Annotated in this window: 17 protein-coding genes; 5 read left to right on the top strand and 12 right to left on the bottom strand. The window is 69.3% G+C overall.

The features are described 5' to 3' along the window. The first annotated feature begins 4 nt into the window (after nucleotides 1-4). Nucleotides 5-919 (top strand): tRNA glutamyl-Q(34) synthetase GluQRS, encoded by a 915-nt coding sequence (gluQRS, locus tag AC1DYK_RS03100; RefSeq protein ID WP_478164923.1) that lies wholly within the window; start codon nucleotides 5-7, stop codon nucleotides 917-919. Then, nucleotides 877-1,668: a tRNA (guanosine(46)-N7)-methyltransferase TrmB gene (gene trmB, locus AC1DYK_RS03095; protein WP_478164922.1), complete on the top strand. Its 792-nt coding sequence runs from the start codon at nucleotides 877-879 to the stop codon at nucleotides 1,666-1,668. Before gluQRS ends, trmB begins: the two co-directional genes overlap by 43 nt. 203 nt (nucleotides 1,669-1,871) lie before the next feature. On the opposite strand, the gene AC1DYK_RS03090 is transcribed toward trmB, so the two are convergent. Further along, complete coding sequence (locus AC1DYK_RS03090) at nucleotides 1,872-2,309, bottom strand: hypothetical protein (protein WP_478164921.1); 438 nt, start codon at nucleotides 2,307-2,309, stop codon at nucleotides 1,872-1,874. A 225-nt stretch (nucleotides 2,310-2,534) separates the two neighbouring features. On the opposite strand from AC1DYK_RS03090, the gene AC1DYK_RS03085 reads away from it, so the two are divergent. Further along, nucleotides 2,535-3,704 (top strand): ABC transporter substrate-binding protein, encoded by a 1,170-nt coding sequence (locus tag AC1DYK_RS03085; protein WP_478164920.1) that lies wholly within the window; start codon nucleotides 2,535-2,537, stop codon nucleotides 3,702-3,704. 12 nt (nucleotides 3,705-3,716) lie between these two features. On the opposite strand, the gene AC1DYK_RS03080 is transcribed toward AC1DYK_RS03085, so the two are convergent. After that, complete coding sequence (locus AC1DYK_RS03080; protein ID WP_478164919.1) at nucleotides 3,717-4,439, bottom strand: Crp/Fnr family transcriptional regulator; 723 nt, start codon at nucleotides 4,437-4,439, stop codon at nucleotides 3,717-3,719. Between the two features lie 112 nt (nucleotides 4,440-4,551). Here AC1DYK_RS03080 and AC1DYK_RS03075 point away from each other — a divergent pair, with 112 nt between their 5' ends. Both AC1DYK_RS03075 and AC1DYK_RS03070 read left to right on the top strand, forming a co-directional pair. Continuing rightward, nucleotides 4,552-5,145, top strand: coding sequence for an HD domain-containing protein (locus AC1DYK_RS03075; protein ID WP_478164918.1), 594 nt, complete (start codon nucleotides 4,552-4,554; stop codon nucleotides 5,143-5,145). Nucleotides 5,146-5,169: 24 nt separating this feature from the next. Next, nucleotides 5,170-5,937: a class II aldolase/adducin family protein gene (locus AC1DYK_RS03070; protein ID WP_478164917.1), complete on the top strand. Its 768-nt coding sequence runs from the start codon at nucleotides 5,170-5,172 to the stop codon at nucleotides 5,935-5,937. Here the strand turns inward: AC1DYK_RS03070 and AC1DYK_RS03065 are convergent. From AC1DYK_RS03065 to AC1DYK_RS03020, 10 genes are all read right to left on the bottom strand, one after another. Further along, nucleotides 5,905-7,206, bottom strand: coding sequence for an MFS transporter (locus AC1DYK_RS03065; RefSeq protein WP_478164916.1), 1,302 nt, complete (start codon nucleotides 7,204-7,206; stop codon nucleotides 5,905-5,907). The genes AC1DYK_RS03070 and AC1DYK_RS03065 overlap by 33 nt on opposite strands. Before the next feature lie 38 nt (nucleotides 7,207-7,244). Further along, nucleotides 7,245-8,213 carry a PDR/VanB family oxidoreductase gene (locus AC1DYK_RS03060; protein WP_478164915.1) on the bottom strand — a complete coding sequence of 323 codons (969 nt, stop codon included), beginning with the start codon at nucleotides 8,211-8,213 and terminating at the stop codon, nucleotides 7,245-7,247. 67 nt (nucleotides 8,214-8,280) lie between these two features. Next, nucleotides 8,281-9,303 carry a Rieske 2Fe-2S domain-containing protein gene (locus AC1DYK_RS03055; protein ID WP_478164914.1) on the bottom strand — a complete coding sequence of 341 codons (1,023 nt, stop codon included), beginning with the start codon at nucleotides 9,301-9,303 and terminating at the stop codon, nucleotides 8,281-8,283. A gap of 23 nt (nucleotides 9,304-9,326) precedes the next feature. After that, a complete protein-coding gene (locus AC1DYK_RS03050) occupies nucleotides 9,327-9,545 on the bottom strand; it encodes a recombinase-like helix-turn-helix domain-containing protein (protein ID WP_478090574.1) in 219 nt (72 codons plus the stop codon). An 85-nt stretch (nucleotides 9,546-9,630) separates the two neighbouring features. Further along, nucleotides 9,631-10,629: a Bug family tripartite tricarboxylate transporter substrate binding protein gene (locus tag AC1DYK_RS03045; protein ID WP_478164913.1), complete on the bottom strand. Its 999-nt coding sequence runs from the start codon at nucleotides 10,627-10,629 to the stop codon at nucleotides 9,631-9,633. An 11-nt stretch (nucleotides 10,630-10,640) separates the two neighbouring features. Then, on the bottom strand, nucleotides 10,641-11,612 hold the full coding sequence (locus tag AC1DYK_RS03040; RefSeq protein ID WP_478164912.1) for a VOC family protein: 972 nt from the start codon (nucleotides 11,610-11,612) through the stop codon (nucleotides 10,641-10,643). A 124-nt stretch (nucleotides 11,613-11,736) separates the two neighbouring features. Then, nucleotides 11,737-13,215: an aldehyde dehydrogenase gene (locus tag AC1DYK_RS03035; RefSeq protein ID WP_478164911.1), complete on the bottom strand. Its 1,479-nt coding sequence runs from the start codon at nucleotides 13,213-13,215 to the stop codon at nucleotides 11,737-11,739. Between the two features lie 15 nt (nucleotides 13,216-13,230). Continuing rightward, the gene (locus AC1DYK_RS03030) at nucleotides 13,231-14,040 is read right to left on the bottom strand and encodes an aspartate dehydrogenase (protein WP_478164910.1); all 810 of its coding nucleotides are present in this window, start codon (nucleotides 14,038-14,040) and stop codon (nucleotides 13,231-13,233) included. Nucleotides 14,041-14,054: 14 nt separating this feature from the next. Continuing rightward, entirely contained in the window at nucleotides 14,055-15,752 is a 1,698-nt protein-coding gene (locus AC1DYK_RS03025) for a thiamine pyrophosphate-binding protein (RefSeq protein ID WP_478164909.1), read from the bottom strand. Continuing rightward, nucleotides 15,745-16,584: an SDR family oxidoreductase gene (locus AC1DYK_RS03020; RefSeq protein ID WP_478164908.1), complete on the bottom strand. Its 840-nt coding sequence runs from the start codon at nucleotides 16,582-16,584 to the stop codon at nucleotides 15,745-15,747. Before AC1DYK_RS03020 ends, AC1DYK_RS03025 begins: the two co-directional genes overlap by 8 nt. Nucleotides 16,585-16,601 lie beyond the last annotated feature (17 nt).

Genomic DNA, 16,601 nt, shown 5'->3' with positions numbered 1-16,601 from the left:
GGTCATGACCCGGATCGGCCGTTTTGCGCCTTCTCCGACCGGGCCGCTGCATGCCGGTTCGCTGGTCGCGGCGCTCGCGAGCTGGCTCGACGTCCGCGCCCGCGGTCCCCAGGCGCGCTGGCTGGTGCGCATCGAGGATGCCGACACCGAGCGCTGCCTGCCGGGCATGGGCGAACGGATCCTCGCGCAACTGGCCGCCTGCGGCCTGGTCCCGGACGCGCCGCCGGCCTGGCAGACCCGGCGCACCCCGCTCTACGCGAGCGCCCTCGACGACCTCAAGGCGGCGGGCTGGGCCTACCCCTGCAGCTGCACCCGCAAGGACATCGAACGGGCGCTGGCGGCGCGCGGCGTGGCGCATGCGCGCCACGGCGAGCGCGTCTATCCCGGCACCTGCCGTGAGGGCCTGCACGGCAAGCCGGCGCGCGCCTGGCGCTTCGCCGCCGCAAAGTTCGAGGCCGCCCAGGGGTCCGGACTGCTGCAGTGGGACGACCGCCGGCTCGGCCGGCAGCAGCAGGCCGTCGGCCGCGAGGTCGGCGACTTCGTGCTCCGGCGCGCCGATGGCCCGTGGGCCTACCAGTTGGCGGTGGTGGTCGACGACGCCGACCAGGGCGTGACCGACGTGGTGCGCGGACAGGACCTGGCGGACAACACGGCGCGCCAGATCCTGCTGCAGCGGGCGCTCGGACTGCCGACGCCGAGCTACCTGCACACCCCGCTGGTGCTGGGCGCCGACGGCGACAAGCTGTCCAAGCAGAACGGTGCGGCAGCGCTCGCGCTGGCCACCCCCGCCGACGCGCTGGCCGCGCTGCAGGCCGCCGCGCAGGTGCTCGGTCTCGGGCCGACCGGCGCTGCCACCGCGGGCGAAGCGCTCGCGCAATGGGTGGCCCATTGGCGCGATCTCTACAATCCGCCGCCGTGACCCCAAGCTCTACCACCGACCTCCCCCACGACCCGCCGGCCGATCCGCCCGCGGGCGACAAACCCACCGGCGAGGCGCATCCGCTGCACCGCCGCCTCAAGAGCTTCGTCAAGCGCGGCGGCCGAACCACCGAGGGCCAGGCGCGCGCCTACGAGCAGTTCGGCCCGCAGTTCCTGCTGCCCTACCGCGCCGAGCCGCTGGACTTCGACGCCGCCTTCGGCCGCCAGGCGCCGACCGTGCTCGAGATCGGCTTCGGCATGGGCGAGGCGACCGCGCACATCGCGGCGCTGATGCCCGAGAAGAACTTCCTGTGCTGCGAAGTGCACGAGCCCGGCGTCGGCGCGCTGCTCAAGCGCATCGGCGAACAGCAGCTGCAGAACATCCGCATCTGCGCCCACGATGCGGTCGACGTCCTCGATCACATGCTGCCGCCGGGTTCGCTGGCGGGCGTGCACGTGTTCTTTCCGGACCCATGGCACAAGACCCGGCACAACAAGCGCCGCCTGATCCAGCCGCCCTTCGTGCGCAAGCTGGCCGACCGGCTGGCGCCCGGCGGCTACCTGCACTGCGCCACCGACTGGCAGCCCTACGCCGAGCAGATGCTCGAGGTGCTGTCGGCCGAGCCGCTGTTGCGCAACAGCGCCGCGGGCTATGCGCCCAAGCCGGACTACCGGCCCCTGACCAAGTTCGAGAACCGCGGCCTCAAGCTGGGCCACGGCGTGTGGGACGTGGTGTTCGAACGCGCCTGACTGGCCCCCACGCTCCCCCACTTCGTGTGGGTCGCTGCCCCCCGAGGGGGCCGCAGGCCGCCTTGGGGCGGCCCGGCGCCGGCCTGGCCCCCACGCTCCCCCACTTCGTGTGGGTCGCTGCCCCCCGAGGGGGAGTCAGCAGGCCGCCCGTCAGCGCGAAGCGCGGACTTCGCCGCGCTGGCGGCCCGGCGCCGGCTTGGCGCTCAATGCGCCAGGGTGGGCAGGTCGTCGGCTTGTCCCGGCGCGCGCCTCTGCGCCTGCGGCAGGTTCTGCTGGGCCGCCATGACGAGCGCCGCCCGCAAGGCCGTGCGGCTGGCGATCCTGGTGTGCGTGATCAGTGCCTGCCACTCGCGCTCGAGTTCGTGATCGATCCGGTCGCCGCAGCGGTTCAGCAGCGCCTGGCTGACGTCGACCAGAGCCGCGGCCGAGCTCAGGCAGATGTTGGCCGCGGTCTGGGCAGCGCTGGCGCTGAATCGCTGCGCCTCGGTCTGCGCAGCGGTCCGCAGAGCCTCCAGCGGCAGGTTGGCGGTCGGGCCCAGGTAAACGGGGCCTTCGAGTTTGCTGTCGGCGTGGGCGAGCACCTTCTCGATGGCGACCAGCGCGCTTTCCAACAAGGCGATTTCGGTTGACGTGTGCTTCATTTCATCCAGCAGGGACTATTCCGGGTCAGCCAGGATTTGACAGCGGAAGCCGCATTTCCGCTGTGCAAAATGCCACAACCAATATACAAAAGTTAACAAATCTGGTCGCAGTCCAGCGACGTCGGCCCCTCATTGCCATGACCTCGGCGCGTAACGTGACTTAGTACCTTCGTTTGAGACATCGAAGTCGCTACATTTTTTGTTAGTTGTAGCGAAAGGCTTCCGATGACTCTCACTCGCAGGACCTGGATGGCGAAGACCGGCGCAGCGCTGCTGCTGGGCGGCAGCGGACTGGCCGCCACCCGGCCCGGCCACGCCCAAGGGGTGGCACGCGCCCCCGCGGCGCGCACCGTGATCCTCGGTCAATCGGTGCCCCTGACCGGCGCGGCCAGCGAGATCGGGCTGGCTTTCGCGGCCGGCTGCCGGCTTTACGCGACCGAGTTCAACGAGAGCAGCGCCGCCAGCGGTCTCCAGCTGAAGCTGGTGCAGTTGGACGACGGCTACGACGCCGGCCGCGCCGCCGCCAATGCGCGCACCCTTCTGGACACGAACAAGGCAGACCTGCTGTTCGGCTTCGTCGGCACCGCCAGCAGCGAAGCCGGGGCGGCGGTCGCGGCGCAACAGGGCAGCGTGCTGTTCGCCCCCTTCGCCGCGGCGGACAACCTGCGCGGCGCCGCCTACCCCAACGTGTTCCACGTCCGGCCCAGCATGGCGGACGAGGCCTTCAAGATCGTGCGCCAGTGCGCCACGGTCGGGCAAAACCGCATCGCCCTGATCGGCGACGACGACGCGATGGGCCGCGCCGGCCTGGCATCGGTGCAGCAGGCGATGTCCGAACTCAAGCTGGCGCCGCTGGTGGCGACCGCGCTGGTGCCGCCGGCGGGCGTCAAGGTGGACGCGGCGCTCGCGGCGGTGCAGAAACAGTCGCCGCAGGCCATCGTGCTGGTGTCGCTCTCGGCCACGACGGCCGACGTGATCCGCCGGCTGCGCAAGAGCGGCTATGCCGGCAGCTTCACCGCATTTTCGATCGTCGGCATCGACCCGCTCTACGCGGAGCTCGGCAAGGACATCGGCGGCATCGTGATCTCGCAGGTCGTGCCTTCGCCGCGTTCCTCGGCGATCCCGATCGTCAAGGAGTACCTCGCGGCGCTCGACAACTCGGATCAGACGCCCTCGTACGAAGGCCTCGAGGGCTTCATCGCCACCAAGGCCGCAGCCGAGGCGGTGCGCCGGGCCGGCAAGGGCTTCACACCCGCCGCGCTGCAGCGCGTGATGACGGGCATGACGGACTACGACGTCGGCGGCTTCCGCATCAACCTGCGCCCGGGCCTGCGCGACCCGGGGCGCGCCATCGATCTGATCAGCATCACGAAGGACGGGCGCGTGCTGCGCTGAGCGGGGTCGCCCCTAGCTCGTGCTTCCCAAGCGCTGCAACGCCTGCGGCGACAGCAGCTCGATGCGGCCGTAGCCCAGCGCGATCATGCGCTCCTTCGCCAGCGCATTGAGTTCCTTCGACAAGGTCTGCCGGGTCACGCCGAGCATCATCGCCAGCGCCTCCTGGGGCAGCGAGACGCAGGCGCGCGGCTCCGGCGACTGGGTCGCGTCGCCGCGCGCGAGTGCCAGCAGCCGGCGTGCCACCCGGGCGCGCAGGCCGCGCAAGGTGGCGTCCTCCATCAGCCCGTACAGCCCGCGCACGCGCGCTGCGAGCAGGGCCGCGACGGCGCGGGCGAAGGCGGCGCCCTGCATCTGCTGGGCGAAGGCCTCGAAAGGCACCACCAGCAGGTCCAGCGCACTCAGTGCGGTGGCATCGTGCGTCCGCGGCGAACCGTCGATCAGGCTGATCTCGCCGAACCAGTTGCCGGGCTCGAGCACGGCCAGGATGGCTTCGCGGCCGTCCTGGCGCAGGGTCGAAATCTTGATCGAGCCGCCGGCCAGTCCGAAGAAGCCGGCACCCGCCGCATGCACCGGGTCTCCCTGGCGGAACACCATCGCGCCGCGGCGCAGGTGGATCAACTCAGCCGTCGCGAGCAGGCCTTCGCGCTGCGCGCGCGGCATCGAGGCGAACCAGGGGTTGGCCTCCATGGCGGCGCGGTGCGCGGCGGACAGACGCGGTCTGGGGGGCTGGGGCATTCGGCGCGGATTCGGGTTCGGGGGTTTACCAGAGCGCCCCATTGTCTGGTTTTTGACAGTTGAGCGCCCACGCGAGGTCTACAGTGGGCCGCAAATCCCACGGAGACCACCGATGAATGCAAGAGCGAACTTCGTCCGCATGCAGGACAGCACCCAGCAGGACTGGCAACTGATCGGCAGCGAATTCATGCAGTTCACGCAGGGCCTGCCCGAGCGCGTGATCAAGCACCTGCAGATCCTCGAAGGCGACTACGGCGGCTTTCCGATCGACCGCTACAGCCATTCGCTGCAAACCGCGACGCGCGCGCTGCGCGACGGCCGCGACGAGGAGTACGTGATGTGCGCATTGCTGCACGACATCGGCGACACGCTCGGCACGATGAACCATCCGGACATCGCGGCGGCGATCCTCAAGCCCTTCGTGAGCGACGAGAACCACTGGATGGTGGCGCACCACGGCATCTTCCAGGGCCACTATTTCTTCCATCACATCGGGCTGGACCGCGACCTGCGCGAGAACTTCCGCAGCCATCCGTGCTTCGATCGCACGGCCGAGTTCTGCGAGCTCTACGACAACCCGGCCTTCGACCCGAAGGCCGAGACCTTGCCGATCGGCGAATTCGAGCCGATGCTCAGGCGCCTGATGGCGCAGCCGCGGCAGAGCATCTACAAGGCCGCGAAGCAGCCCGCGCCGACCACCGCCTGAATCCCCTTTTTCCAGGAGAACCCCATGAACGCCACCGCGCCCAGCGACATCCAGAAACTCGTCAGCCCCGAAGAATGGCAGTTGCGCGTCGACCTCGCGGCCTGCTACCGGCTGGTCGCGCTCTACGGCTGGAGCGACCTCGTCTTCACGCACATCAGCGCCCGCGTGCCCGGCCCGGAACATCATTTCCTGATCAATCCGTACGGCCTGATGTTCGACGAGATCACGGCCTCGAGCCTGATCAAGGTCGACCAGGACTGCAACAAGGTGATCGACTCGCCCTACCCGGTGAACCCGGCCGGCTTCGTGATCCACAGCGCGGTGCATGCGGCGCGCGAGGACGTGCAGTGCGTGCTGCACACCCACACGCGCGCCGGCATCGCGGTCAGCGCGCAAAAGAACGGCGTGCTGCCGATCAGCCAGCAGTCGACCTTCGTGCTGGCCTCGCTGGCCTATCACGACTACGAAGGCGTGGCCTTCCGCGACGACGAGAAGCCGCGGCTGCAGGCCGACATGGGTCGCGCCAACTTCCTGATGCTGCGCAACCACGGCCTCTTGACCGTCGGCAAGACCGTGGCCGACGCCTTCCTCAGCATGTACACCTTCGAGAACACCTGCCAGATCCAGATCGCGGCGCAGTCCGGCGGCGGCGAGCTCACGCAGGTCGATCCGCGCATCGTCGACGGCGTGGGCCAGGCGATGAAAGTGCAGACCGGCGGCCTCGGCGGGGCCTTCGTCTGGCCCTCGCTGATCCGCAAGCTAGACCGGGTCGACGGCAGCTACAAGGACTGAGCCCATCAGCCTGCGCTCGCGCCACCACAGCACGAAGCCGCAGGCGAACACCACCAGCTGGGTCCCGATCAGCAGCGCGAAGCCGGCGAAGAAGCCGTGCGCCGCGCCGCCCGAAGCGCCGGGGCCGGCCGACACCGCGCTGATCACACCGCCCATCAGCGCCGGCATGAAGCCTGCGACCAGGCTGCCGGTGCCGTTGACGACGCCGAAGGCGCTGGCCACATGCTCGGGCCGGGCGCAGTACTGCACGGTGCTCGGGATCGCCGGGCTCTGCAGGCCCCAGCAGAAATTGGCCGCGATCAGGCAGTAGGCCGCCGCGTAGGGGTCGTGCACGTTGATCGCCATCAGCACCGACAGCGCCACGCCCGCGCTCGCGGCCATGAAGATGAAGGGCACGCGCTGGCGTTCGATCTTGTCGATGAGAATGCCGCCCAGCAGCACCGCGAGCACCGTGGCGTACTGCGGCAGCGAGGCGAGCCAGCCCATCTCCTTGAGCGAGAAGCCGCGCACCTCCTTGAGGTAGGCCGGCAGCCAGTTGCTGCTGCCCCAGAGGTAGGCCAGCGTGGCCGAGGTCAGCACCGTGACCAGCACCAGGTAGCGCGTGTGCAATGCGCCCTTGACGATCTCGCCGACCCGGCCCATGGCGTCGCCGAAGGACTTGGGCTTCGCCAGGCCGGCATAGGCCGCGGGCATCTTCACGAAGGCGAGCACCAGCGGGATGCCCAGCACGATGTTCAGCACCCCGAGCGCATGGAAGGACATCTGCCAGTCGAAGCTGGCCAGCAGGAAGCCGATCAACGGATAGCCGAGCGCGAGGCCCAGGCCGGTGCCCATGTTGACGAAGGAATTCGGCTTGCCGTTCTCGTGACTCTCGAAATGCGCCTTGATGTAGGACGAAGCCAGCGAGAACAGCGGCCCTTCGGACACGCCGAGCAGAATCCGCGACGCCAGCAGCATGCCGTAGCCGTTGAACCACGGCGTGATGAAGGTGACCACGCCCCACAGCACCAGCCCGAGGATCAGGCTCCGGCGGACCCCGAACAGCGCCGCGCAGAACGGCGTCAGCACGAAAGCCGAGACGCCGTACCCGACCATGAAGGCCGTGGCCAGCAGGCCCTGGCTGACGCGGTCGCCCGGTGCGATGCCGATGTGGTGCAGGAACGAGGCATCGGTGATCAGCACCGCGATGTTGATCCGGTCGACATAGGAGATGGCGACGATCACGAACAGCGTGATGACGCCATACCAACGGAATGCTCTGGGGCGCATGGTTCAGGTTCCTGCCAGGGGCAACGGGAGCCGGGGGCCTAGATGTCCAGCACCAGCGGGCCGCGCTTGCAGCCGGAGACGCAGATCATCATGGTCTTGTTCGATGCCCGTTCCAGCTTGGTCAGGATGCCGTCGTGGTGGTCGATCTCGCCGTCGAGCACCTTGGTTTCGCAGGCGCCGCAGACGCCTTCCTTGCAGCTGTGGTCAGGGTTCAGGCCGGCGTCGATCAGGCTGTCCAGGATCGACTTGCCGGGCGGCACCTCGACCGTCTTGCCGCTCTTCGCGCACTCGACCATGTAGCTCTGGGTCGTGCTCGGCGCTTCGACGTGCAAGGCCGCGAAGCGTTCGATGTGGGCATTCGGGTAGCCCAGCTGCGCGCAGGTCTTCTCGAAGCCGTCGAGCATCGGCGTCGGGCCGCAGCAGTAGTAGTGGCTGTCGTTTCCCTTGCCGCCGAGCAGCGCCGCGAGATCGGGCGGGCCGCCCTGCTCTTCGTCGAAATGCCAGGTCAGCGGGATCGACTTCTCGGCCGCCAGGGCCGCAATGGCCTCGCAGAACGCGGACTCCTTGCGCGAGCGCGCGCAATAGATCAGCTCGACCGGCTGGCCGATGGCCGCGAGCCGCTGGAGCATGCACCAGATCGGCGTCACGCCGATGCCGCCCGCCACCAGCACCGAACGGCCGGCGCTCTCTTCGAGCTTGAAGTTGTTGCGTGGGTGCGAGATCGCGAGCGTCATGCCCACGCGCAGCTGCTGGTGCACGTAGCGCGATCCGCCGCGGCTCTTGCGGTCGTTCAGCACGCCGACGACGTAGCGCTGGCGGTCGCTGGCCGGGTTGCACAGCGAGTAGCTGCGCACCAGCCCGTTGGGCAGGTGCAGGTCGATGTGGGAGCCGGCCTCGAAGGCGGGGAAGTCCACCGCCGGCGTGGCCGGGCGGAACTCGACGCTGACGATGCCGTCCGCTTCGTAGCGCATCGTGTGCACCAGGGCGTTCAGCGTGGGGGAAGACATGGCGGAACCTCGAAGAAACGTTGTCAGTAAGCGATGCGCCGCAGCGCCATGGCGGCCGGCGCGGTCATCAGGCGGCCGTGCCTTCGAGCTGCTGCTGTGCCAGCCCGCGCATGTGGCGGCGCAGGCGCACGATGCCGAGGTCGTGCTGATAGAGCTGCTCGTGCTGGTTGGCGTCGGGCTCCATGTTCTCGATCAGCACGCGATCCTGTTCGAGCACGTGCCAGTGGCGCGCCTCGAGCCGGTTCTTGTAGAGGAAGCGCCAGGTGTCGCGCTCCCAGCCCACCGGCAGCTTGCGCACGCGCCAATGGAAGGCGCACGAGAGCGTCGGCGAGATCGGCGTGTAGCTGCCGATGATGATGAAGTTGCCGCCCGGCCCGCCGGTCTTGGGGTACGGGATCTCGAGGCGCATCCAGTGCAGGCCGGTGTCGGCCCACTCGGTCCAGTCGAAGTTGACGTTGCGCTGGCCTTCCTTCTCGAACACGAAGCCGGTGTCGGTCGCGCGGATGCCGAACTTGGCGGTCGAGTCGCCTTCGGCCATCGAGTGCGACTGCTTGTGCAGGTAGGTGCCGTGCATCGGGTCCATCACGTTGTCCAGCACGTAGCGGTAGTCGCCCTTCCACTCGGCGTAGCAGAGGAAGCTGGAGTACTGCGCGTCGTCGGTCAGCTGTTCGGGCAGCACCAGCGGCGGCGGCGTCTCGACCGACTCCTTCGAGTTGTAGAGCCAGACGGCGCCGGCACGCTCCTCGACGTGGAAGAAGCGCGTGGACTGCGATCCCTCGAGCTTGCAGCCGGGGCTGCCCGGCACGCGGACGGCGACGCCGTCGCAGCGCACCTCGACCCCGTGGTACGGGCAGGAGAGACGGTCGCCCAGGATCACGCCCTGCGACAGCGGCGCACCGCGGTGCGGGCAGCGGTCTTCCAGCGCGTGCAGCTTGCCGCCATGGTCGCGCCAGAACGCGAACTTGCGGCCCAGGCGGCGCAGCGAGACGGGCGACTCCTTGATGAAGCCCGAGGGGCAGATCGGATACCAGAGATCCTTCAGGCCGATCTCGAGCAGTTGATCGACCGGTTCAGCGTGGGGGGTGGTCATGATGGGTCCTTTCGAATGGGTGCTCAGGCGCCGAGCGTCGCCATCTCTTCGCGGTAGATGGCCTCGGTCCAGGCCTTGCCGCTGGGGCTGGCCAGGCCGCTGTCGTTGAGCCGCTCGACCAGGCCGGCGAGGTCGTGGACGCCGGCCGCGAAGGCGCGCTCGATCGCATCGCCGAGCAGGTCCTCGTAGGTGGTGGGGGTGCGCTCGCGCGCCTGGTGGGGATCGAGATAACGGTCGGTCATGGTTCGCTCCATCGGTGGAAGAAGGTGGTTCAAAAGTGGGCGCCGGAAGTCGTGTGCGGTGGTGGCCATGGGATCCCTCTCAGGCTCACTCGGCCACGATGTTGCGGGCCTTGATGATCCTGGCCCACACCGCGGTCTCGTCGCGAATGGCCGTGGCGAATTCGGCCGGCTTCATCGATGCGTCGGTCATGCCCTGCGCCTTGAGGCGCTCGCGCACGTCCGGCGCGGCGAGGATCTCGGCGGCGTCCCTGGCGAGCTGCTCGGCGACCGCGGGCGGCGTCCCGGCCGGTGCCAGCAGGCCATACCAGGAGGTCACGTTCACGCCCTGGATGCCCTGCTCGGCCAGCGTCGGGATCTCGGGCGCGACCGGGCTGCGCTTGGCCTCGGTCACGCCGAGCGCGACCAGCTTGCCGCTCTTGATGAAGGGCAGCGTGGCCGGCAGGTTGCTGAACATCAGCGGCACCACGCCGCCGAGCACGTCGTTGAGCGCCGGCGCGGTGCCCTTGTAGGGCACGTGCAGCAGGTCGACACCGGCCTGCTGCTTGAACAGTTCGCCCGCCAGGTGCAGGCCGCTGCCGACGCCGGGCGACGCATAGGACAGGGTGCCGGGCTTGGCCTTGGCCTGGGCGACGACCTCCTTGGCGGTCTTGAAGCCGGACGCCGGCGTCGCCACCAGCACATTGGGCGCAGTGGCGAGCATCGTGACCGGCACGAAGTCCTTGGCGATGTCGAACGGAAAGTTCGGCATCAGGGTCGGGTTGATCGTGAGGTTGCCGGCCGGCACCACCAGCAGCGTGTGGCCGTCGCCCTTGGCGCGCTTGACCTTGTCGATGCCGATGTTGCCGGCTGCGCCCGCGAGATTCTCGACCACGGCCGGTTGACCGTAGCGCTTGGCGAGCCCTTCGGAGAGCACCCGCGCCAGCGTGTCGACCGGGCCGCCCGGCGGGAACGGCGAGACGATGGTGAAGCGGTCGGCGGCCAGCTGCTTCTGGGCATCGCTCTGCGCCTGCGCGGACGTGATGGCCGCGAACGCCAGCAAGGCGGTGCCGAAAAGAAGGCGCGGAATGGAAGTGCGTCGTGTCATCGGGATGGCACTCACTTCTTTTCGGTCAGGAAGGCCCCCTTGGGGCCTTCGGCGTTCTTCTGCCGGCGCGTATGGCCGTCGAGGCCGCCATCGACCGCCCATTCGGCGAACACGGTCGGGCCCGGCTCGAACTCGCGCGGCTGCCATTCGGCCGTCAACTGGTCCTCGTCGGCGTAGTACTCGATCAGGCCGCCGGCCGGGTTCTTGAAGTACCAGAAGTAGGCGGAGGAGACCGGATGGCGGCCCGGGCCGAGCTGCGTTTCCCAGCCGCGGCGCGAGAAATGCAGGCCGCCGCCGAACACCTCGTGGATGTCGCGCACGGTGAAGGCCACGTGGTTGAGGCCGCGCTTGCCCGAGGGCAGCTGCAGCAGGAACAGGTCGTGGTGGCCGCCTTCCGCTGCGCAGCGCATGAAGGCGCCGCGGTTCGGGTAGCTGTCGGAAGAGACGAAGCCGAAGCGGTTCGCATAGAAGGCACCGGTGGTCTTGACGTCGCTGACGAAGAACACCACGTGGCCGACCTCGATCGGCGTGGCGCGCTCGTACACCGGCGCCGGCTGGTTCACGCGCGGCTTGTCGTTCCAGGTGTTCATCGCGCCGCACTCGATCTCGACCGCATGCTTGCGGCTGACCTGCAAGCGCACGGCCAGGCCGTTCGGGTCGATGCAGCCGATGCGGCGCGCGCCGTCGACCGTGACGTCGACGAAGCCGGGGTCCTTGGCGATCGCGGCCGCATAGCGTGCCAGGTCGGCGTCGCTTTCGACGCCCCACACCACCTCGCGCAGGGTCGGGCCTTCTTCCATGCCGGCCGGCAGGCCCGGCTTGTCCAACGCCGCGACGACCACCTTGCAGCCGTTGAGGCATTCGAAGACCAGTTCGTCGGCGGCCTCGGACTTGAGCACGAGGCCCCAGTCCTGGAAGAAGCTGCGGCAGACCGCGAGGTCGTCGGCCGCATAGGTGACTTGGTCGATGCCCAAAACGCTCATATCAAAATCTCCAATCGCACTCTTCAGTTCCAGGAATACCGCGGAACCGGCTTTGCCGGGCCGCTGGTGTTGCCCCCTGCAAGGGGGTGGGCGGCTACACGAAGTGAGCCAACCTGGGGGTGTGTCATAGGCCTGCCCAAGGGAGCGGCTGCTCGTTGGTGCCCCAGTACATGCTCTTCTGCTCCATGTACTGGAAGATGCCCTCGCGGCCCTTCTCGCGGCCCAGGCCGCTGTCGCGCCAGCCGCCGAACGGGGTCGAGACCGAGAACTGCTTGTAGGTGTTGACCCAGACCGTGCCGGCCTGCACCGCGCGGCCGAGCCGCCAGGCGCGCTTGAAGTCGCGGCTCCAGACGCCCGCGGCCAGCGCGTAGACGCTGTCGTTGGCCTGCTTGATCAGTTCCTCTTCGTTGTCGAAGGGCATCGCCACCAGCACCGGGCCGAAGATCTCCTCCTGGCTGATGCGCGCGCTGTTGGTGAGGCCTTCGAGGATCGTCGGGGTGTAGAAGTAGCCGCGCTCCAGGCCGTTGCCATGCGGCCGCACGCCGCCGGTTCGGATGCGCCCGCCTTCGGACACGCCGAGCTCCACGTAGCGCTCGATGCCCTCGCGGTGCTTGGCCGTGATCAGCGGGCCCATCTGGGTGTTCTCGGCGGCCGGGTCGCCCACGCGCAGCGCATTGGCGCCTTCGGCCAGGCGGGTCAGGAACTCGTCGTAGATCGAACGCGCGACAAACAGGCGCGAGCCCGCGATACAGGATTCGCCCGAAGAGCTGAAGATGCCGTAGAGCACGCCGTTGACCGCGTGGTCGAGGTCGGCGTCGTCGAGCACCATGGTCGGCGACTTGCCGCCGAGCTCGAGCGAGACCGGCATCATCTTGTCGGCCGCGATGTGCGCAATGTGCCGGCCCGTGGTGGTGCCGCCGGTGAAGGACACGCGCTTGACCAGCGGATGCTTGGTGATCGCATCGCCGATCACCGAGCCCTTGCCCGGCAGCACGCTGACGATGCCCTTGGGCACGCCGGCCTCCTCGCAGATGCGGGCCAGCTCGAGCGCCATCAGGGGCGTCACCTCGGCCGGCTTGACCACCACCGCGTTGCCCGCGGCCAGCGCCGGCGCCAGCTTCTGGGCCTCGCTCGCGATCGGCGAATTCCACGGCGTGATCGCCGCCACCACGCCCATCGGCTCGTGCACGCTCATCGTGACGAAGGGGCCGCGAGACGGCGTGATGGTGTCCTCGAGCGTCTCGAGCGCAGCCGCGAAGAACTGGAAGGTGCCGGCGGCGCTGGCCACCAGGTTGCGGGTCTCGCTGATCGGCTTGCCGTTGTCCAGGCGCTGCTTCTGCGCCAGGGTCTCGGCCTGCTCGCGGATCAGCTGCGCCACGCGGTGCAGCACCGTCGCGCGCTGGTGCGGCAGCATCTGCGCCCAGCCGCTGGTCAGGAAGGCGTGGTGCGCGCGCGTGATGGCTTCGTCGACATCGGCCAGGCTCGCGGCCCTGAGGCGCGCGATCGGCTCGCCGGTGGCCGGATAGAGGCTCTCGTAGACGTCGCCGCCGCCCAGGCGCCAAACGCCTGCGATGTTGAGGGGAAGGAGTTCGGAGGAAATCATCGGGGTTCCCTGGTTTCAGATCGCCATGGCCGCGCCACGGTTGCGCAGTGCACGCACGGCGCTGTAGACCGTCAGCGCGGAGGTCTTTGGATTGGCTGCGAGCGGCTTGTTGCGCATCGTGAGTTCGAAGCTGCCGAAGGCGCCTTGGGCCTCGACCACGTGGACGTTGTCGGCCACCGCCGGATCGGCGATCAGGCGCACCAGGGTGCGGTCCAGCCCGAGGCCGGCGAGCGACACGGTGGCGGCCACGTTGGCGTTTTTCGGGTAGAGCGTCGCGGCTTCGCGCGCGCTGCCTTCGAAGATCACGATCTCGCTCGTCAGCGCATCGAGATCGCGGCCCTGCTCGGCCGGCGTGCCCTTCCAGGCGCGCGGCGGCTTGCGGCCGGTGTAGCGCACCTCGTCGAGGCCGCCGATGCGGGCTGCGGCCAGCGCATCGATGGCGCCGATCGCACCGGGGATCAATTGGACCTGCGTGCCGCCCGCGAGCGCGGCGGCTTCCAGCTTTTCGGCGAAGCCCTGGGCCGACAGCGCGCCCACGGAAGCGACCACGCAGGGCGTGCCGCGCTGCAGGGCCGGCAGCACATGCGCCTCGATCGCCGCATGGCCCGCGGCCTCGACGACCAGGTCGATGCCTTCGAGCGGAACCGACGACACGACCTGCGCGCGCGGTGCGAGCCGCTGGGCCGTGGCCTGCGCCGCAGCGAAGGCCTCGGCCGGCACGACGATGGCCTTGACCTCCAGCGCCGTGTCGGCCTGGAGCAGTTCGAGCATCGAGGCACCGATGGCGCCGCAGCCGACGAGTGCAATGCGCGTGATGGCGGACATGCGAAGGGCTCCGCTCACTTGGCCGTGCCGAGCGCAGGAATCTGCGTGATCGTGTTGGTCGGCGGACCCGCGAAGGTGCTCTTGAAGCCGCCGATGGACAGCATGTCGATCTCGAGCAGGAAGGGACCGTCGGTCGCCAGCGCCTCGTCCAGGCGGGCCGGCAGGTCGGCCAGCTTCTGCACGCGGGCGTGCGGCAGGGCGATCGACTGGCACAGCAGGTCGTAGTCGGGCGTATGCAGCTCGGCGTAGCACTGGCGGCCGCCGTACTGCGCGTCCTGGATGTTCTTGATGACCCCATAGCTCTTGTCGTTCATCAGCACGATCACCATGGGGGCCTTCTCCTGCACCATGCAGGCCAGCTCGCCCAGGTTCAGGATGAAGCCGCCGTCGCCGGCCAGGCAGAAGGTCTTGCGGCCCGAACCGGTCACCACCGCGCCGATGGCCGCGCCGATGGCCATGGGCATGCCCTGGCCGATGCCGCCGCCCGTGGCGTGGACGCCGGCGCTGGGTTCGAAGATGCGCAGCTCGCGGTTGCCCCAGGTGCTGTTGGAGACGGTCACGTCGCGCACCCAGTTGAAACTGCGGCCGGCCACCGACTGGATCTGGCGAACCAGTTCGGCGTACGGGCCGAGGCCGTCGCGCAGCGTCGCGACGGCCTGGTCGTGCGCGGCGCGCAGGTCGACCAGCAGCTGGGGGTCGGCCTGGTACTTCGCGGCTTCGAGGCGATCGGCGAGGCCTTCGAGTGCCAGCGCGGAATCGCCGCAGACGAAGGCCTCGGAGGCATAGCAGCGGCCCTCGGCGGCGGCATCGGCATCGATGCGGTACAGGGGGCGCGGGAGCTTCAGCTCGTACTTGAGCGTCTCGTTGCCGCGCAGGCGCGAGCCGACCACCAGCATCGCATCGCAGGTCTGGTAGAGGGACTCGACCGGCTTCTGGATGTTGTAGGCGCCGAGCGAGCCGGCATCGTCCTCGGGCACCGTGCCGCGGCCCTGGGTGGTAGTGACCACGCCGAAGCCGAGCTTCTGCAGGCGCTGGATGGCCGCACGGGCGTGGCGCGCACCGCCGCCGACCCACAGCAAGGGGCGCCTGGCCTTGGCAAGGCTCGCGGCCAGGGCGTCGAGGCCGGCCTTCGACGGCACGGCGGCCTCGATCGGCAGCGGCGACAGGTCGGCCGGCATGGTGGTGAGCGCGGACTGGATGTCGATCGGAATCTCCACGCTGACGGGGCCGGTGGGCGCGGTCATCGCGACCTGCACCGCGCGCTTCAGGGTCCCGAGCACGGTCTCGACGCTGCGCACGCGGAAGGCAGCCTTGGAGATGGCCTTGAGCATCGTGAGCTGGTCCGGTGCCTCGTGGATGTACGACATGCCGCGGTCGATGTAGGGCGTCTCGATCTGGCCCGTGAGGTGCAGGAGCGGCGCGCCGGCGGTCAGCGCCTCGACCATGCTGCCGGCGATGTTGCCCGCCGCCGGGCCGGTGCTGGTCACGCACACGCCCAGGCTCGCGGTGGAGCGCGCATAGGCGTCGGCCATGTTGCCGGCACCCGCTTCGCCCCGCGACGAGATGAAGCGGATCGCGCCGCGCTGCGCGAAGGCATCGAGGATCGGCATGTTGTGGATCGAGATGACGCCGAACGCCGCCTTGACGCCGCATTGCTCGAGGAAGGCGGCGACGACGGCGCCGACCGTGACGGTGTTGTGGGGGTTATGCATGGCGGGAATGGCCTCCGGAAATGTCGATGTGGCTGCCCGTCGTATAGGACGCGAGCGGTGAAGCGAGGAAAAGAATCGCGCGCGCGGCTTCGATCGGAAGCCCCAGGCGACCCAGCGGGATGTGTTTGTCGTGCGCGAGCTGGCCGCTCCAGGCGGCCCAGTCGAGCTCGGTCTGCGCACGGGCCTCGAAGCGGCGGCGCCACTGGCCCGACTCGACCAGGCCGATCAGGATGCCGTTGACCCGCACGCCCTGCGGCGCGAACTCGGTGGCCATCGAGCGCACCAGGCTCAGCAGGCCGGCGCGGGCCGCCGAGGTGGCGACCATGTGCGGCTCGGGCTGGCGCGCGAGCAGCGAATTGGCGCAGACGATCGCCGCATCGCCGAGCACCGCGCGCTGCGCCGTGAGCTGCGGCAGGAAGGCGCGCGTCGGGTGGATCACCGAGAAGAACTTCAGGTGCAGCTCGTCGCTCCAGGCCTGGTCGTCGGTGTCGGCGAAGGTGGACACCCGCCCCTGCCCCGCGTTGTTGATCAGCATCGAGGCCGGGCCGAGTGCGGCTTCGCTCTCGGCGGCGAAACGCTTCACCGAAGCCGCATCGAGCACGTCGCAGGTGCGGGCGAAGAGGCGGGCCTCGGGACGCGCGGCGCGCAGGCCGGCCACCGCGCGGTCGAGCCGCTCGGCGTTGCGGCCGCACAGCGCCACCGCGGCGCCGCAGTCCAGCAGCAGCTCGACGGTCGCCAGGCCGATGCCGGAGGAGCCGCCGGTGACCACGGCCACGCGGCCGGCCAGCGCATCGGCGGCGAAGAAGTTCGAGGACAGGTGAGGCATCGTCATTTTCTCTAGTCGGCTGC

The organism is Variovorax sp. P2_H12 (genome assembly GCF_056403395.1).
The sequence above is the reverse complement of the archived record's forward strand: the minus strand, read 5'-3'. Positions and strand labels throughout refer to the sequence as shown.

Bases quoted from the DNA above. Each gene is read 5' to 3' on its own strand.
- AC1DYK_RS03045 (WP_478164913.1), bottom strand. From the start codon at position 10,629: ATGACACGACGCACTTCCATTCCGCGCCTTCTTTTCGGCACCGCCTTG.
- AC1DYK_RS03090 (WP_478164921.1), bottom strand. From the start codon at position 2,309: ATGAAGCACACGTCAACCGAAATCGCCTTGTTGGAAAGCGCGCTGGTC.
- AC1DYK_RS03075 (WP_478164918.1), top strand. From the start codon at position 4,552: ATGAATGCAAGAGCGAACTTCGTCCGCATGCAGGACAGCACCCAGCAG.
- AC1DYK_RS03040 (WP_478164912.1), bottom strand. From the start codon at position 11,612: ATGAGCGTTTTGGGCATCGACCAAGTCACCTATGCGGCCGACGACCTC.
- AC1DYK_RS03025 (WP_478164909.1), bottom strand. From the start codon at position 15,752: ATGCATAACCCCCACAACACCGTCACGGTCGGCGCCGTCGTCGCCGCC.
- AC1DYK_RS03060 (WP_478164915.1), bottom strand. From the start codon at position 8,213: ATGTCTTCCCCCACGCTGAACGCCCTGGTGCACACGATGCGCTACGAA.
- AC1DYK_RS03085 (WP_478164920.1), top strand. From the start codon at position 2,535: ATGACTCTCACTCGCAGGACCTGGATGGCGAAGACCGGCGCAGCGCTG.
- AC1DYK_RS03020 (WP_478164908.1), bottom strand. From the start codon at position 16,584: ATGACGATGCCTCACCTGTCCTCGAACTTCTTCGCCGCCGATGCGCTG.
- AC1DYK_RS03065 (WP_478164916.1), bottom strand. From the start codon at position 7,206: ATGCGCCCCAGAGCATTCCGTTGGTATGGCGTCATCACGCTGTTCGTG.
- AC1DYK_RS03070 (WP_478164917.1), top strand. From the start codon at position 5,170: ATGAACGCCACCGCGCCCAGCGACATCCAGAAACTCGTCAGCCCCGAA.
- AC1DYK_RS03050 (WP_478090574.1), bottom strand. From the start codon at position 9,545: ATGACCGACCGTTATCTCGATCCCCACCAGGCGCGCGAGCGCACCCCC.
- gluQRS (WP_478164923.1), top strand. From the start codon at position 5: ATGACCCGGATCGGCCGTTTTGCGCCTTCTCCGACCGGGCCGCTGCAT.
- AC1DYK_RS03030 (WP_478164910.1), bottom strand. From the start codon at position 14,040: ATGTCCGCCATCACGCGCATTGCACTCGTCGGCTGCGGCGCCATCGGT.
- trmB (WP_478164922.1), top strand. From the start codon at position 877: ATGGGTGGCCCATTGGCGCGATCTCTACAATCCGCCGCCGTGACCCCA.
- AC1DYK_RS03055 (WP_478164914.1), bottom strand. From the start codon at position 9,303: ATGACCACCCCCCACGCTGAACCGGTCGATCAACTGCTCGAGATCGGC.
- AC1DYK_RS03080 (WP_478164919.1), bottom strand. From the start codon at position 4,439: ATGCCCCAGCCCCCCAGACCGCGTCTGTCCGCCGCGCACCGCGCCGCC.
- AC1DYK_RS03035 (WP_478164911.1), bottom strand. From the start codon at position 13,215: ATGATTTCCTCCGAACTCCTTCCCCTCAACATCGCAGGCGTTTGGCGC.